Annotated in this window: 13 protein-coding genes; 5 read left to right on the plus strand and 8 right to left on the minus strand. The window is 70.1% G+C overall.

Translation table 11 applies throughout. From position 1 onward, the window contains the following. Positions 1 to 110 precede the first annotated feature (110 nt). From AC0L6F_RS05670 to AC0L6F_RS05680, 3 genes are read right to left on the minus strand one after another with little or no spacing between them, the layout of a single operon-like run. On the minus strand, positions 111 to 944 hold the full coding sequence (locus tag AC0L6F_RS05670) for an ABC transporter permease (RefSeq protein WP_259612409.1): 834 nt from the start codon (positions 942 to 944) through the stop codon (positions 111 to 113). Then, positions 941 to 1,846 carry an ABC transporter permease gene (locus tag AC0L6F_RS05675; protein ID WP_473539501.1) on the minus strand — a complete coding sequence of 302 codons (906 nt, stop codon included), beginning with the start codon at positions 1,844 to 1,846 and terminating at the stop codon, positions 941 to 943. Before AC0L6F_RS05675 ends, AC0L6F_RS05670 begins: the two co-directional genes overlap by 4 nt. Further along, entirely contained in the window at positions 1,843 to 2,784 is a 942-nt protein-coding gene (locus tag AC0L6F_RS05680) for an ABC transporter ATP-binding protein (protein ID WP_473539502.1), read from the minus strand. Before AC0L6F_RS05680 ends, AC0L6F_RS05675 begins: the two co-directional genes overlap by 4 nt. Positions 2,785 to 2,888: 104 nt before the next feature. On the opposite strand from AC0L6F_RS05680, the gene AC0L6F_RS05685 reads away from it, so the two are divergent. From AC0L6F_RS05685 to AC0L6F_RS05700, 4 genes are all read left to right on the plus strand, one after another. Beyond that, positions 2,889 to 3,998 carry a 5-methyltetrahydropteroyltriglutamate--homocysteine S-methyltransferase gene (locus AC0L6F_RS05685; protein WP_473539503.1) on the plus strand — a complete coding sequence of 370 codons (1,110 nt, stop codon included), beginning with the start codon at positions 2,889 to 2,891 and terminating at the stop codon, positions 3,996 to 3,998. Positions 3,999 to 4,063: 65 nt separating this feature from the next. After that, entirely contained in the window at positions 4,064 to 5,734 is a 1,671-nt protein-coding gene (locus AC0L6F_RS05690) for a class I adenylate-forming enzyme family protein (protein ID WP_473539504.1), read from the plus strand. Between the two features lie 76 nt (positions 5,735 to 5,810). Beyond that, positions 5,811 to 6,023, plus strand: a complete 213-nt coding sequence (locus AC0L6F_RS05695) for an AsnC family protein (protein ID WP_259612412.1) — start codon at positions 5,811 to 5,813, stop codon at positions 6,021 to 6,023. 80 nt (positions 6,024 to 6,103) lie between these two features. Next, a complete protein-coding gene (locus AC0L6F_RS05700; RefSeq protein ID WP_473539505.1) occupies positions 6,104 to 8,107 on the plus strand; it encodes an ABC transporter ATP-binding protein in 2,004 nt (667 codons plus the stop codon). A gap of 196 nt (positions 8,108 to 8,303) precedes the next feature. Here AC0L6F_RS05700 and AC0L6F_RS05705 read toward each other — a convergent pair whose 3' ends face one another. Next, the gene (locus tag AC0L6F_RS05705) at positions 8,304 to 10,196 is read right to left on the minus strand and encodes a phosphoenolpyruvate carboxykinase (GTP) (protein WP_473539506.1); all 1,893 of its coding nucleotides are present in this window, start codon (positions 10,194 to 10,196) and stop codon (positions 8,304 to 8,306) included. Between the two features lie 135 nt (positions 10,197 to 10,331). Here AC0L6F_RS05705 and AC0L6F_RS05710 point away from each other — a divergent pair, with 135 nt between their 5' ends. Continuing rightward, positions 10,332 to 11,771, plus strand: coding sequence for a helix-turn-helix domain-containing protein (locus AC0L6F_RS05710; protein ID WP_473539507.1), 1,440 nt, complete (start codon positions 10,332 to 10,334; stop codon positions 11,769 to 11,771). Between the two features lie 73 nt (positions 11,772 to 11,844). On the opposite strand, the gene AC0L6F_RS05715 is transcribed toward AC0L6F_RS05710, so the two are convergent. The 4 genes from AC0L6F_RS05715 to AC0L6F_RS05730 all read right to left on the minus strand — a co-directional run bounded on the left by AC0L6F_RS05715 (position 11,845) and on the right by AC0L6F_RS05730 (position 15,265). Beyond that, on the minus strand, positions 11,845 to 12,936 hold the full coding sequence (locus AC0L6F_RS05715; RefSeq protein WP_473539508.1) for a winged helix DNA-binding domain-containing protein: 1,092 nt from the start codon (positions 12,934 to 12,936) through the stop codon (positions 11,845 to 11,847). 85 nt (positions 12,937 to 13,021) lie between these two features. Beyond that, on the minus strand, positions 13,022 to 13,372 hold the full coding sequence (locus AC0L6F_RS05720; RefSeq protein WP_473539509.1) for a DUF202 domain-containing protein: 351 nt from the start codon (positions 13,370 to 13,372) through the stop codon (positions 13,022 to 13,024). Then, positions 13,369 to 13,728 (minus strand): YidH family protein, encoded by a 360-nt coding sequence (locus AC0L6F_RS05725; RefSeq protein ID WP_259612414.1) that lies wholly within the window; start codon positions 13,726 to 13,728, stop codon positions 13,369 to 13,371. Before AC0L6F_RS05725 ends, AC0L6F_RS05720 begins: the two co-directional genes overlap by 4 nt. Positions 13,729 to 13,750: 22 nt before the next feature. After that, on the minus strand, positions 13,751 to 15,265 hold the full coding sequence (locus AC0L6F_RS05730; protein WP_259612415.1) for an APC family permease: 1,515 nt from the start codon (positions 15,263 to 15,265) through the stop codon (positions 13,751 to 13,753). Positions 15,266 to 15,340 lie beyond the last annotated feature (75 nt).

Genomic DNA, 15,340 nt, shown 5'->3' on the forward strand with positions numbered 1-15,340 from the left:
ACCGCGGGGGCGCGGGGGTGAGGGCACCCCGGGGGCGCTGGGGTGAGGGCACCCCGGGGGCGCGGGGGTGAGGGCCCACGGGGCCAGGGGGTCGGGATGCCGGGGGCCCGTCAGTCCAGGAAGAGGGCGCGCAGGCGCTTGGTCGTGAAGACCAGGCCGACCGCGATCATCACGAGGTAGTAGAGGACGTGCCAGATCATCGCCGTCGTGAACGCGCCCGTCGTCAGAGCCCGGATCAGCTCGACGCCGTGCCACAGCGGGAACGCCATGATCACGCCCTGGATCCAGTCCGGGTAGATCGAGATCGGGTACAGGGTCGCCGAGAACAGGAACATCGGCAGCAGCACGATGTTCACCCAGTCCATGTGCTGGAACGTCTTCATGTAGCTGGTCACGGCCATGCCCAGGCTCGCGAACCCGAACGCCACCAGCAGCACTGCCGGGATCGCGAGGATCGCCGTCGCCGCCAGGTTCAGCCCGAACGCCTGCATGATGATCATGAATCCGCATGCGTACAGCAGTCCGCGCAGCAGCGCATACAGGATCTCGCCGAACGCGACATCCAGCGGGCCGAGCGAGGTCGCCAGCATCCCCTCGTAGAGCTTGCCGTAGTTCAGCTTGAAGAACACGTTCCAGGTCGAGTCGTAGATCGCGCCGTTCATCGCCGAGACCGCCAGCAGTGCGGGCGCGATGTAGGCGGCGTACGACACGGATCCGCCGCCGGGCACGTCCACGTCGCCGATGAAGGTGCCCAGCCCGAGGCCCATGGATGCCAGGTAGAAGACCGGCTCGAAGAAGCCGGACAGGATGACCACCCAGCTCGAGGAGCGCGCCGCGATCAGCCCGCGCTGCACGACGGCGCCGGGGTTGCCCGCCCACAGGGCGCGCACGCCGCCGCGCCGCGAGCTCACCTCGGGCCGCAGGTCCTGCGCCACATCCGTCATTTCGCCAGCCTCCGGGTGAACGCACGACGCACCAGCAGGTAGCCGCCGACGGTGAGCACGAGCAGGTAGGCCAGGTGCACCACGAGCATCAGCGCATCGACCGGCCCGCCGAACGTGGCCATCCGCCCGAGCTCGGTGGCGTGCCACAGCGGCGAGACCCAGCCGATCCACTGCAGCCAGACCGGCAGCACCTGAAGCGGGTAGAACGTGCCCGAGAACAGGAACATCGGCATGAAGACGAAGCGCTGCACGAGCGCGAACTGGCCCTTGTCCTCTTCGAGGGATGCTGCGTATGCCATCAGCGGCATACCGAAGGACAGACCGGCCAGCATGCCCACCGGGATGGAGATCCAGCCCGTCGCGGGGGCCGGCACGGTCATCAGGGGGAAGACGGCTCCGAACACCCAGATGAACAGGTAGTAGGCGGCCGCCGCGAACAGCATCCGCGCCGAGGCCGCGAGGGTGACGCCGTTCGCGATCTGCGGCGACGACAGCGGCGAGGCGTTGAATCCATAGAAGTAGCGCCGCCACTTGAACCCGGCCATCACCGGGTAGGTGAACTCCTCCGACGCCACCGAGATGGTGGCCGTCATCAGCAGCGCAGGCGCCACGAACACCAGGTACGACACGCTTCGGCCGTCGCCGACCGGAATGTCCTGCTGGATGAGCGCGGCCAGTCCGATCGCGAGGCCGAACAGGTAGACCAGCGGCTGCCCGAGCGCGCCGACCACGATCGTCCAGCCGTACGCGCGCATGGCGCGGAGCATGTGCTCGGTGGCGTACCAGGAGCCGAACCGTCGCGGCAGGCGGCCGCGCTCCAGCGCCTCGGCCCGCAGCTCGTCCAGCGACGGATGCACGCGGGCGACAGCATCCGATCCCCCCTGAGCCGGCCGCAGGGTCATTCGATCAGCGACCTTCCGGTCAGCCGGAGGAACACGTCCTCGAGGCTCGAGCGGCGCACCAGGCTCGTCAGCGGCTGCAGGCCCAGCGCCGTGACGCGGTCCAGCGCCGCCTCGCCGTCGCGGGCGTAGATGAGGATGCGGTCCGGCAGCACCTCGATGCGTTCGCCGATGCCGTCCAGCGTCGCGGCGACCTCGCTGTTGCGGCTGGCGCCGAAGCGCAGCTCGAGCACCTCGCGGCTGGAGTGCTCGCGGATCAGCGACGACGGCGTGCCCTGGGCCATGATCCGCCCGTGGTCGACCACGATCAGCCGATCGCACAGCTGCTCGGCCTCGTCCATGTAGTGGGTGGTCAGCACGAGCGTGGTGCCGCGCTCCTTCAGCCGGAACAGGCGGTCCCACAGGATGTGCCGCGCCTGCGGGTCCAGGCCTGTCGTGGGCTCGTCGAGCAGGAGGATGCGCGGGTCGTTGATCAGGCCGCGCGCGATGGTGAGGCGCCGCTTCATGCCGCCGGAGAGCTGATCGACCTTGCTCTTGGCCTTGTCTGCCAGCTGGGCGAACTCGAGCAGCTCGTCGGCCTTCTGCGCGCACACCTTGCCGGGCAGGCCGAAATACCGCCCGTAGACGTAGAGGTTCTCGCGGGCGTTCAGCTCGCCGTCGAGGTTGTCCTCCTGCGGGACGACGCCCAGCCGCGAGCGGATCTCGGGGCCGTACCGGTCGGGATCCAGACCCAGGATCTCCAGCTCGCCGGAGGTGCGGGTCGACACCGCGCCGACCATCTTCATGGTGGTGGACTTGCCGGCGCCGTTCGGGCCGAGCAGACCGAACGACTCGCCCGGCGCGACCTCGAAGTCGAGGCCGTCGACGGCGAGGAAGCCCGCCTTGCCCTTCACCTTGTAGGCCTTGACGAGGTGGGCAGCGCGGATCACGGGGGCGGGCACCGCACTACTCTAACCAAGACCGCCGACACGGATCGGCCGTCGTGCATGACGCCGGATGACACGCGGATGCCGCGGCCGGCGCGGCGCCGTTCTACCATCGCACGGTGACCACTCCCCCGTATCGTGCCGACATCGTCGGAAGCTTCCTGCGCCCCGCCTCCCTGAAGACCGCCCGCCGCCGCCACGCTGACGGCCAGCTCGACGATGCCGGGCTGCGCGCGGTGGAGGACGCCGCGATCGACGACCTGGTGCGCGCCCAGCGCGACGCCGGCCTGCAGCCGGCCACCGACGGCGAGTTCCGGCGGTCGTGGTGGCACTTCGACTTCCTCGGGTTCCTCGGCGGCGTCGACATCGTCGAGCTGGACCACGGCATCCAGTTCCAGGGCGTGCAGACCAAGCCGCGCGGCGTGGAGGTCTCGGGCCCCATCCGGTTCGACGCGCAGCATCCGTTCCTCGACCACTTCCGGTACGTGCGGGATGCCGCGGCCCGCACCGGAGCGACGCCGAAGTTCAGCATCCCGGCCCCGACCGTGCTCGACTTCCGCCTCGAGCCGGGGCATATCGCCGAATCGGCATATGACGGACGGGACGCCATCGTCGACGACCTGGTGCAGGCGTATCGCGACGCGCTGGGGGCCTTCTACGACGCGGGAGCGCGGTACCTGCAGCTGGATGACACCGCGTGGGCCTATCTGTGCTCGGACGCCGAGCTGGCCAAGGCCCGCGAGCGCGGCATCGACACCGACGGCATCGCCGAGCGCTACGCCGACATCCTCAACCGGGTGCTGGCCGGCAAGCCCGACGACCTCACCGTCACCACGCACGTGTGTCGCGGCAACTTCCGCTCCACCTGGATCTCGTCCGGCGGGTACGAGCCGATCGCCGAGCAGCTGCTGGACGTGGTGCAGTACGACGGCTACTTCCTCGAGTACGACAGCGACCGCGCCGGCGGGTTCGAGCCGCTGCGGTTCCTGCCGGCCGGCGACAAGACCGTGGTGCTGGGCCTGGTCACGACCAAGACCGGGCAGCTGGAGGACCCGGACGACATCACGCGCCGCATCGACGAGGCGACCGCGTACGCGCCGCTGGAGCAGCTGGCGCTGAGCCCGCAGTGCGGGTTCGCCTCGACCGAAGAGGGCAACGAGCTGTCCGAGGACGAGCAGTGGGCCAAGATCCGCTCGGTGGTCGACATCGCGGCGGATGTCTGGCGCTGATCGCGCGCACGACCCGGGGCTGGATAAGCTGACGACAGTCTCACGACGTCGTCAGGAGTGATCAGATGGCCGGCAACACGGAATACGACCCGAGCGAGCTGCAGCGGGTCTTCGAGAGCAGCTTCACCTGGGCGGCCGCGTTCGCGCGGAACACGCACCGCTACGCGCGTCGCCCTGCCCTCACCGATCCGCCGACGGGCCGGTCGTGGACGTACGCCGAGCTCGGCGCCGTCACCGGGCGCCTCGTCGCAGGGCTGCGATCCCGGGGCGTCGGCGTGGGCGACATCGTCTGCCACCAGCTGAAGAACACCCCCGAGTTCGCGTTCCTGTACATCGCCGCGCAGGGCCTGCGCGCGGTGAGCTCGCCGATGAACTTCCGGCTGGCGCCGGCCGAGACCGCGCACATCCTCGACGGCGCGAAGCCCGCGGTGTTCGTCTACGACGGAACGGATGCCGCGAACGTCACGGCCGCGCTCGAGATCGCCGCGCACCGACCCCGCATCCTCGCGGCCGTCGGCGGCGGATCCGACGGGCTCGTCGAGGGTGCGATCCCGTTCGAGGACCTGATCGCCGCGGACGCGGCATCCTTCCACGCCCCCGAGGGCGCGAGCACCTGGGACGAGACCAGCCGGCTGTACACCAGCGGGACCACCGGCATGCCCAAGGCGGTGCCGCTGACGAGCCTGAACGAGATGCTCACCGCGCACGACGTGACGATGCACTTCCCGCTCGGACCGAGTGACAAGACCATGAACATGTCGCCCTGGTTCCACCGCGGCGGCAACTACTGCGCCGGTCCGAACACCGCGTTCTTCGTCGGTGCCGAGGTCGTCACGCTCCCCCAGTTCGACCCCGAGATCGTGCTCGATGCCGTCCAGGAGCACCGCCTCACCTATGTGGTCGGGGCACCGACCAACCTGGAGCGCCTGGCGGACGCGCAGGAGGCACGGCCCCGCGACCTGTCCAGCCTGCACGGCATCGTCACCATGGGCGCCCCGCTCAGCCACGATGCGGCGCTGCGCTACCAGCGCGTGCTGACCCCGCGGATCGCCAACGGGTACGGCACCACCGAGGCGTTCTGGAACACGTATCTGCGACCGGACGACCTGCCCGCGGCCGCCGGTGCCGCCGGCCGCGCCTGCCTGGACGACGACGTCGCCGTGGTGCGGGTCCAGACCGACCGGATCTCGGCCCCCGACGAGCTGGCGCGCAAGGACGGGCACGAGATCGGCGAGATCATCATGCGGTCGGTGAAGTCCGGCTACGCGTACCTGGGCAACCCCGACGAGCAGGCGGAGAAGTTCCGCGACGGCTGGGTCTACCCCGGCGACCTGGCCAGCTGGGACGAGGACGAGATCGTCACCATCGTCGGCCGCAAGGACGACATGATCATCTCCGGCGGCGAGAACGTGCACCCGGTCCAGGTGGAAGAGGTGCTCGCCTCGCATCCGTCGGTGGCCGACTCGATCGTCGTCGGACTGCCCGACCCGGAATGGGGCGAGCTGGTCGTCGCGTACGTGCAGCCGCGGGATGGTGCGCTGACGGATGCCGCGGCCGCGGCATCCGAGCTGGACGCCCACCTGCGCGCCAGCGTGAAGCTGGCCGACTACAAGCGGCCGCGACGGTACACGTTCGTGTCAGAGCTGCCGTACACGGCGACCGGCAAGAAGCAGCACTTCAAGCTCAAGGAGCAGGCGTCCGCCGACGCCCAGGAGGGTCGGTTCGTCTCGCCGTAGCGCGGATAGCGCGGGTGGCGTCGAGGATGTCAACCTGAGTTGACATCCTCGAAAGGTGTCAACTATGGTTGACAGCATGAGTGACGAAGCACGCACGGCGATCGGCGCAGCCGAGGGCGGTGAGCCGCTGGCCGAACTGCGGCGACTGCGGGCAGCACGGGCCGAGCTGGCCCGCGCCGAGGCCGAGCAGGTGCGGCGCGCGCGCAACCAGGGCTACTCCTGGGTGGCGATCGCCGATGCCCTCGCCGTGACGCGCCAGGCCGCTCATAAGAAATTCGGACGAAGATAGACCCGGCGCCATCGCTGTCGTCCGATTCGTCATCGTCGCATCCGCTGTCACATCCTCTGCCACATCCCCTGGAGACATCCATGTCCGCCACCACGCAGGCTCCCGCACGCCGCTCCCCCTTCCGTCGTGGCAAGCCGGACGGCCCGCGCGCCAGCATCAGCCAGCTGCTGCCGTACATATTCGAGCAGCGGGGCGTGATCACGATCGTGATCGTCCTGAGCATCGTCGGCGCGGCCGCGAGCCTCGGGCAGCCGCTGGTGGTCGGCCAGGTGATCGCCCGCGTCCAGTCCGGCAGTCCGCTGGGATCGCTGGTGTGGATCCTCGTCGCGCTGGTGGTCGCGGCATCCATCGTCTCGGGCTACCAGCACTATCTGCTGCAGCGGACGGGTACTGCGGTCGTGTATTCGAGTCGACGGCGCCTGATCGCCCGCATCCTGCACCTGCCGATCAGCGAGTTCGATGCGCGCCGCACCGGCGACATCGTCTCGCGCGTGGGCACCGACACGACGCTGCTGTACGCGGTGCTCACGCAGGGGCTGGCGGATGCCGTGGGCAATTCGCTCATCTTCGTGGGGGCCATGATCGCCATGGCCGTCATCGATCCGCTGCTGCTCGTGCTGATCCTCATCGTGATCGGGGCATCCGTCGCGGTGGTCGGCACGCTGTCCGGCCGCATCCGCCGGCACACCCGGGTGCAGCAGGAGAAGGTCGGCGAGCTGGCCTCGGGGGTCGAGCGGGCGGTCGGGTCGATCCGCACCATCCGCGCCGCGGGCGCCGCCGAGCGCGAGCAGACGGCGATCACGACGGTGGCGCGCGAGACGTACGACGTCGGCGTGCGGATCGCCAAGGCGTCGGCGCTGGTCGTGCCGATCGCCGGGATCGCGCTGCAGGTGTCGCTGCTGGTGGTGCTGGGCGTGGGCGGGTACCGGGTGGCCGCAGGCGCGATCTCGATCGCGTCGCTGGTCACGTTCGTGATGTTCCTGTTCATGCTGATCCAGCCGCTGGGCACTTTCTTCGGCGCGATCATGTCGGTGAACCAGGCCCTGGGTGCGCTCGGCCGCATCCAGGAGGTGCTGGAGCTGCCCACCGAGACCGCCGACGATGCCGCGATCGCGGCGAGGGTCGCCGGCTCGCCCGCCCACGAGGTGCGGAGATCTCACGAAATGAGGACCGGCTCGGGCGAGAACGTCCTCGTCTCGTCAGATCTCCGCATCTCGGAGCGCGATGCGGCCCAGGGTGCGGCATCCTTCCCCGCGATCGAGTTCCGCGACGTCCGCTTCGCGTACCCCGCCGCGGTGGTCGAGGCGCGCCGCAAGACCGAGTCCGAGGCGCTGGCGCTGCTCGAGTCGGCGCGGGTGGACACCTCGGGCCTGGACGCGGTCGAGCGGGCGACGGATGCCGGGGGTGAGGTGCTGCACGGCGTCTCGTTCACGGTGCCGCACGGCACTCGCGTGGCCCTGGTCGGGCCGTCCGGGGCCGGCAAGTCGACCACGCTCGCCCTGATCGAGCGGTTCTACGACCCGACCGGGGGCGCGATCCTCGTCGGCGGGCAGGATGTGCGCGCCCTGGATCGCGACGCCCTGCGCGCCCAGCTCGGATATGTAGAGCAGGATGCTCCGACGCTGGCCGGCACCATCGCCGACAATCTGCGGCTGGCCTCACCCGAGGCATCCGATGCCGACTGCGAGCGCGTGCTGCGGGCGGTCAACCTCGGGGAGGTGATCGAGCGCAGCCGGCTCGGCATCGACGCGCAGGTCGGCGAGGCGGGGGTCATGCTCTCCGGAGGCGAGCGGCAGCGGCTGGCCATCGCGCGGGCGCTGCTGGCCGCTCCCCCGATCCTGCTGCTGGACGAGTCGACCTCGTCACTGGACGGCCTGAACGAGCAGCGGATGCGGGAGGCCATCGACGCGGTGGCCACGGGGCGCACGCTGATCGTGATCGCGCACAGGCTGTCGACCGTGGTCGATTCGGACCGCATCGTGGTGATGGACCACGGGCGGGTGGTCGGTCAGGGCACGCACTCCGAGCTGGTCGAGTCCACGCCCCTGTACCGCGACCTGGCCAAGCACCAGCTGCTGGTGTAGCGCGGGTCGGGGCGCGGGTCGGGGCGACCCCGCGGCCTGCGCCACCGCGCCCGCGCCCGGGGCGCCCGGCGCGCGTTGCGCCCGACGCGCGCCGCGCCCGACCCGCGCCGCGACTGCACATCAAATCGCCGAGTGCACACCAATCTCGGTCAAGACTGATGTGCACTCGGCCAAATCGTACGATCTCGAGGAGAGATCAGGACGTGGGGGCGGCGGAGGCCTGGTTCAGGCGGTAGCGCAGGGCCGACAGCTCGGCCTGCAGCGCCGGCGGGACGCGACCGTCGAACTTCGCGTAGAACTCCTCGGTGAGATCGGCCTCCTGCGCCCAGGTCGACGGGTCGACCGCGAACAGCTCCGCGAGGTCGTCGGCGGAGACATCCAGTCCGTCCAGGTTGAGGTCCTCGGTGCGCGGCAGCCGACCGATCGCGCTGTCGACGGCCGGGACGGCACCGTCGACACGGCGGACGATCCACTCGATCACGCGGGAATTGTCACCGAAGCCCGGCCACAGGAACCGGCCGTCGGCGCCCTTGCGGAACCAGTTCACCTGGAAGATGCGCGGCGCCTTGTCGAACCGCATCTTCTGCCCGACCTTGAGCCAGTGGCCGAAGTAGTCGGCCATGTTGTATCCGCAGAACGGCAGCATCGCGAACGGATCGCGGCGCAGCTCGCCGACCGTCCCCTCGGCGGCGGCGGTGCGCTCGCTGGAGATGGTCGAGCCGAGGAACACTCCATGCGTCCAGTCGGTGGCCTCGACCACGAGCGGGACGTTCGTGGCACGGCGGCCGCCGAACAGGATCGCGTCCAGCGGGACGGCCTCTTCCCAGTCGTCGGCGATCTGCGGGCACTGGGCGGCGCTGACCGTGAAGCGCGAGTTGGGGTGGGCGGCGGGGCGCCCCGAGTCGGGCGACCAGGCGTTGCCCTCCCAGTCGGTGAGACCCTCGGGCACGATGTCGGTCAGCCCCTCCCACCACACATCGCCGTCGGCGCGCAGCGCGACGTTCGTGAAGATCGTGTTTCCCCAGAGCGTCTCGACCGCGGTGACGTTGGTCGACTCGCCGGTCCCGGGCGCGACGCCGAAGAAACCCGCTTCGGGGTTGATCGCCCACAGCCGTCCGTCCTCGCCGGGCCGCAGCCAGGCGATGTCGTCGCCGAGGGTCTCGACCCGCCAGCCAGGGATCGTCGGCCGCAGCATCGCGAGGTTCGTCTTGCCGCACGCGGACGGGAACGCCGCCGCCAGGTGGTACTTCTTGCCCTCGGGCGAGATGACGCGGATCAGCAGCATGTGCTCGGCGAGCCATCCCTCATTCCGGCCGATGACCGAGGCGATCCGCAGTGCGAAGCACTTCTTCGCGAGGATCGCGTTGCCGCCGTAGCCGGAGCCGTAGGAGTAGACCTCGAGCGTGTCGGGGAAGTGCACGATGTACTTCTCGTCATTGCACGGCCACGCGACATCCGGCTGCCCGGACTCGAGCGGAGCGCCGACCGAGTGCACCGTCTTCACCCACGGCGCACCCTCGGCGATCAGCTGCGTGACGCTCTCGCCCACCCGGGTCATGATGCCGATGGATGCCACGGCATAGGCGCTGTCGGTGATCTGAACGCCGATGTGTGAGAGCGGGCCGCCCACCGCGCCCATCGAGAACGGGATCACGAACATGGTGCGGCCGCGCATCGAGCCGGCGAACACCCCGTTCAGGGTCTCGCGCATCTGCGCGGGATCGGCCCAGTTGTTGGTGGGCCCGGCGTCGTCGGCCGTGGCCGAGCAGATGAACGTGCGCGCCTCGGTGCGCGCCACATCCTTCGCATCGGAGCGGGCCAGGTACGAGCCCGGCCGCCACTCGGGGTTGAGCTTGATCAGCTTGCCCTCGTCGGTCATCTGGCGCAGCAGGGCGTCGTTCTCGGCCCGAGACCCGTCGATCCAGTGGACGCGGTCGGGCTGGGTGAGCGCGGCGATCTCGTCGACCCAGTCGACGAGCTCCTGCATCCCCGGACCGGTGATGTCCGGGCGGCTGCCGAACTCGCGCACGTCACGCAGGGCTCGGATGCCGTTCGAGGCGGTGCGGGTGAACGATTCGGCAAGGGCCATGTCTGCTCCCAAAAGTCGACAGGTGGATCGGATCGGACGATCAGATCTTCGCTGCCTCCACTCTCGCAAGGTCATCGCGGGTCTTTCCCGGGAAATGCGCGCAAAGAAGCCGGGTTCTTTCGCTATCCTCAAGGAATGGCGTCCTCCGTCCAGCTCAGCACTCTGGGCCACCGCATCCGTCACCATCGCGTCACCCTCGGGCTCACGCTCGACGAGCTCGGCGCCCAGGTCGGCGTGGCCGGCAGCCACCTCAGCCTGATCGAGAACGGCAAGCGCGAGCCCAAGCTCTCGCTGCTGCAGGAGATCGCCCGGGTGACGGGGACGGATGTCACGGACCTGCTGTCGGCCGAGCCGCCCAATCACCGGGCCGCCCTGGAGATCGAGCTGGACCGCGCGCAGACCAGCCCGGTCTTCCGGCGCCTCGGCATCCCGCCGATCAAGGTCACCAAGAGCACCAGCGACGAGATGATCGAGTCCGTGCTCGGGCTGCATCGTGAACTGCAGCGTCGGGAGCACGAGGCGATCGCCACGCCGGAAGAGGCGCGCCGGGCCAACACCGAGCTGCGGCTGCAGATGAGGACGCAGGACAACTACCTGGCCGAGATCGAGCAGCTCGCCGAGAAGCAGCTGAAGGCGGCCGGGCACACCTCGGGCGCGCTGACGCACCGCTCCGTGAGCATCATGGCCTCCCAGCTCGGGTTCGAGCTGATCTATGTGAGCGACCTGCCGCACTCGGCGCGGTCGGTGACCGACCTGGACAACGGGCGGATCTATCTGCCGCCGGCCTCGATCCCGGGCGGCCACGGCTTGCGCTCGATGGCCCTGCAGGCGATGGCGCATCGACTCCTCGGGCACACCCCGCCGACCGATTACGCCGACTTCCTGCGACAGCGACTGGAGATCAACTACTACGCCGCGTGCTGTCTGATGCCCGAAACCGCCTCGGTGGGCTTCCTGCAGCAGGCCAAGAAAGACCGCAATCTCGCGGTCGAGGACTTCCGCGATGCGTTCGGGGTGACCCACGAGGCGGCCGGCATGCGGATGACGAACCTGCTCACGCGACACCTCGGCATCCGGCTGCACTTCCTGCGGGTGGACGGTTCGGGCGCGATCTCACGGGTGTACGAGAACGACGACCTGCCACTGCCGATGGATGTCACGGGTGCCGTCGAGGGGCAGACCGTGTGCCGGAAGTTCTCGGCCCGCTCGGCGTTCGACGAACAGAATCGCACCGTCGAGCACTACCAGTACACCGACACGCCCGCCGGCACGTTCTGGTGCGCGACCCAGACCGGCACGAGCGCGTCCGGCGAGTTCTCGATCACCGTGGGCGTGCCGTTCGACGATGCGAAGTGGTTCCGCGGGCGGGGAACGGCCGTGCGGTCGGTCTCGACCTGCCCGGACGAGAACTGCTGCCGGAGGCCGTCGATCGAGCTGGCCGCCCGCTGGGAGGGACGGGCCTGGCCGAGCGCCCGGGTGCACATGCAGATGTTCAGTCCACTGCCCAGCGGACTGTTCCCCGGGGTGGACGACGGCGAGGTCTACGCGTTCCTGGACAAGCACGCGCCCGCCTGAGCCGGTGCACCCGGTGCCACCCCGCTCGGCCGTCCCGTGATGCCTGCTGTCCGGATGCCCCGGCCGGGATGCCTCAGCCCGTGATGAATCGGGCGTAGCGCTCCAGCGCCGCAGCGACCTCGGCGTCGGTCGCGGCATCCGGGACGAGCAGCTCCGGCACCGGGTCGTCCGCGTGTCGGCCGACCGCCTTGGAGTGCGCCCAGACCCCCGCGACCGCACCGCGGGCGAGCACGATCGGGCGCACCATGCCGTTCTTGGCGGGCCCGACGACCGCCGCAACGTCGGGAGCGCACACCCGAGAGCGATCGAGGTAGGAGAGGTAGTACTCGTCGAACGACGGCAGCGCCAGCACGCTCGGCGCGCGCGGCCGGCTGCGCGGCAGGTCGCGCGCGACGAACACGTCCTCGTCGACCTCGACGAGGCGACCGGCGGATGCTGCAGCCGCCTGCCGCGCGACGGACAGTGGCAGTCCCGACCACCATGCGAAGTCGCCCGCGTCGGCCGGGCCGTGCCCGTCGATGTAGCGGACGAACAGCTCGACCAGCGGATCCGGCGGGGTCACGGCATCCGTCACCCACTCGTCGACGAGGACGAAGCACTGCTCGCGCGCGATGGCGCCCTCGCGGCGCACCACCGGACCCTGGCACAGCACGCCCCGCACGCCGAGTGCATACAGCAGGTGGTAGCCCCGCTGCCCGCCCGGATCGACCCCGGCTGCGGAGAAGACCTCGAACAGCTCGGCGCGGTTCAGACGCCCGCCACCGCGCAGCGCCGCCACCGCGGCGGTCTCGGCGCGCCGCATGCTCTCTTCGTCCAGGCCGAGCTGGCGCTGACGGCCGGCCGCGGCGCGCAGCTGCCGGGCACCGGTGACCGACAGCATCCACGGCAGATCCCGCGCCGGGACGATATGGATGGTGCCGCGCATCGTCCAGGAGCGCACCAGCTGGCCCGCGTCGAACAGAGCGTCCACGTCGGCGAGGGTGGGAGCGCCGCGGGTGCGGGCGGCCAGCGCCCAGCGCCCGCCCCAGAACTCCTGCGCCTGCACCGCCAGCATGTGGTCGGCGGCCTCCGCGACCGTGGCGGCCGGCGCCGACAGCCGGTGGGACCGGAGGCGCTGGGCGAGCAGGCGGGTGCGGGATGCGGGGGCCCGGCGCGTGATCGTCACTCTGACATCCTCGCGCCGGGCACCGACGTCGCCGGCGACGTCACGCACGCTGGCGCCGCCCGTCGGAGCACGGTGCGGGCCGGTCTCACCACGGGCGCCACAGCGTGAACAGCAGGATCAGCGCCGCGACGCAGATGACGGCGACCGCCGCGGCCACCAGCGCCGGCAGCCGCCCGCCCGAGACCAGCGTCTGGTTGCGGACGAGTCCGATGTGCACCCGCCGATAGCGCACCGTGCACAGCACCCAGGCGATCCCCGCCAGCGCGATCCCCGCCACACCCAGCAGCGCCGCCCATCCCCCGAGCGCATCGATCAGGTACTTGATCGCGACGGCGTTGCCCACCACGAGCGCGAGACACGTGCGCCGCCAGGCCAGCAGCGTCCGCTCGGTCTGCAGACCGGGGTCGAACGGGCGCTCGTGCGCGGCATCCGTCATAGGAACAGGCCGACCACCAGCAGCAGGACGGCCAGCACCACCCCGATCACGATCACCGGTCCGGTCGAGGGCCCCGGCAGCGCGCGACCGAGCCGCATCGCGCGCTCGTGCCGGGCCCACGACAGCCAGGAGTGGATCGCGGCGAGAACGGCCAGCAGCACGAACACGACGGCGGCGATGAAGCGCAGGACCGGCTGGATGTCGAGCTTCAGCGCCTCGATCGCGACCCCGACGGCCAGCAGCGCGAGCGAGGTGCGGATCCAAGCCAGGAACGTGCGCTCGTTGGCGAGACTGAAGCGCGGATCCGGCTCGTCGCCCACGGAATAGACACTCTGCGGATGGCGCTTCTCGGTCACACCGTCGATCCTACGGCGGCGATCAGACGACGTCATCCGCCCCCAGGCGCGCCGCCTGCTCCTGCTCGGTGCCGTGCCCGATCTGGCGGTACACCGAGGGTCGCGCCTTGCGCAGCCACATTCCCCAGAACACCGCGGCGATGGACGGCACCAGCAGCACGGCGGGCAGGATGAACGTGGTCGGCGTGGACTCGGTCTGCCCGAGCATGACGTTCCAGTTCGCCAGGATCAGCACCCACACCGCCCCCAGGGCGATCACGGCGATGATCGGCGCCACCAGGCGGCTGCCCACGCCGACGTCCCGCGCGTCGCGCCGGAAGTATCCGATCACTGCGATCGAGACGAGCACCATCAGCAGGACCAGGCCGAACGCACCCAGGTTCGTCAGCCAGGTGAACAGCGTGAGCACCGCGAAGGGTCCGCTGGCCGGGTCCCAGCTCAGCTCGCCGATCGCGAACCCGACGATCACGATCACGGCCACCACGCTCTGGGTCAGCGAGCCCGCCCAGGGCGCGCCGCTGCGCACCCGGACGGTGCCCAGCACGGCCGGCAGCACGCCTTCGCGGCCGAGCGAGAACGAGTAGCGCGCGACGGCGTTGTGGAAGCTGACCAGGGCCGCGAACAGGCTGGTGATGAACAGCACCGACATGATGTCGACCCAGATCACACCCAGGTGCGCGGCGACGAAGTCGAAGAACAGCGGCGGACCGGCCTCTTCGGCGGTGATGCCGGCGGGGTCTGAGATCTTGTCGGGTCCGACCGCGAGCGTCAGCGCCCAGGACGAGAGCGCGTAGAAGACACCGATCACGCAGACGGCCAGGAACGTCGCGCGCGGGATCGTGCGCTTGGGGTCCTTCGACTCCTCGCCGTAGATCGCGGCGGACTCGAACCCCATGAACGCCGCGATGCCGAAGGCGAGCGCGGCGCCCACACCCGGGACGAACAGCGCCGACGGCGTCAGCGGCGCCGCGGTGAACCCCTCCGCCGGGTTCCCGAAAGCGATCACGTCGAACACGATCACGACGACGAACTCCAGTGCGACCAGGACTCCCAGCACCTTCGCCGACAGGTCGACGCGGTTCACGCCCATGATGCCGACGATGACAATGCCGATCAGCACCCACAGCCACCACGGGCTGGCCCAGCCGGTCTTCTGCTCGATGAACGAGGACACCTGGAACCCGAGCATCCCCCAGATGCCGATCTGCATCGCGTTGTACGCGATCAGCGCGAGCACCGACGCCCCGACGCCGATCGGACGACCCGTGCCCTGCGCGACGTAGGAGTAGAACGCGCCCGCGTTCGTGATGAAGCGGCTCATCGCGGCGTAGCCGATCGCGAAGATCCCCAGCACGACCGCCAGGAGGATGTATCCGAACGGGATGCCGACGACATGCGTGACCGACAGCGAACTCGTCACTCCGCCGGCGACCACGGTCAGCGGGGCCGAGGCCGCGACGATCATGAAGGCGACCGCGATCACGCCCAGGCGGCGGTGCGCGGCGGTGCGCGTGGTGGATGTCGTGGGTGCAGACATGGGCAGCTCCTTCGGTGCCGGGGCGGACTCGGGTGACCCCGCCAGGACCAGCATGGCTCGAACGGCCTGGTCGTG

It is taken from the genome of Microbacterium sp. G2-16M (assembly GCF_055809115.1).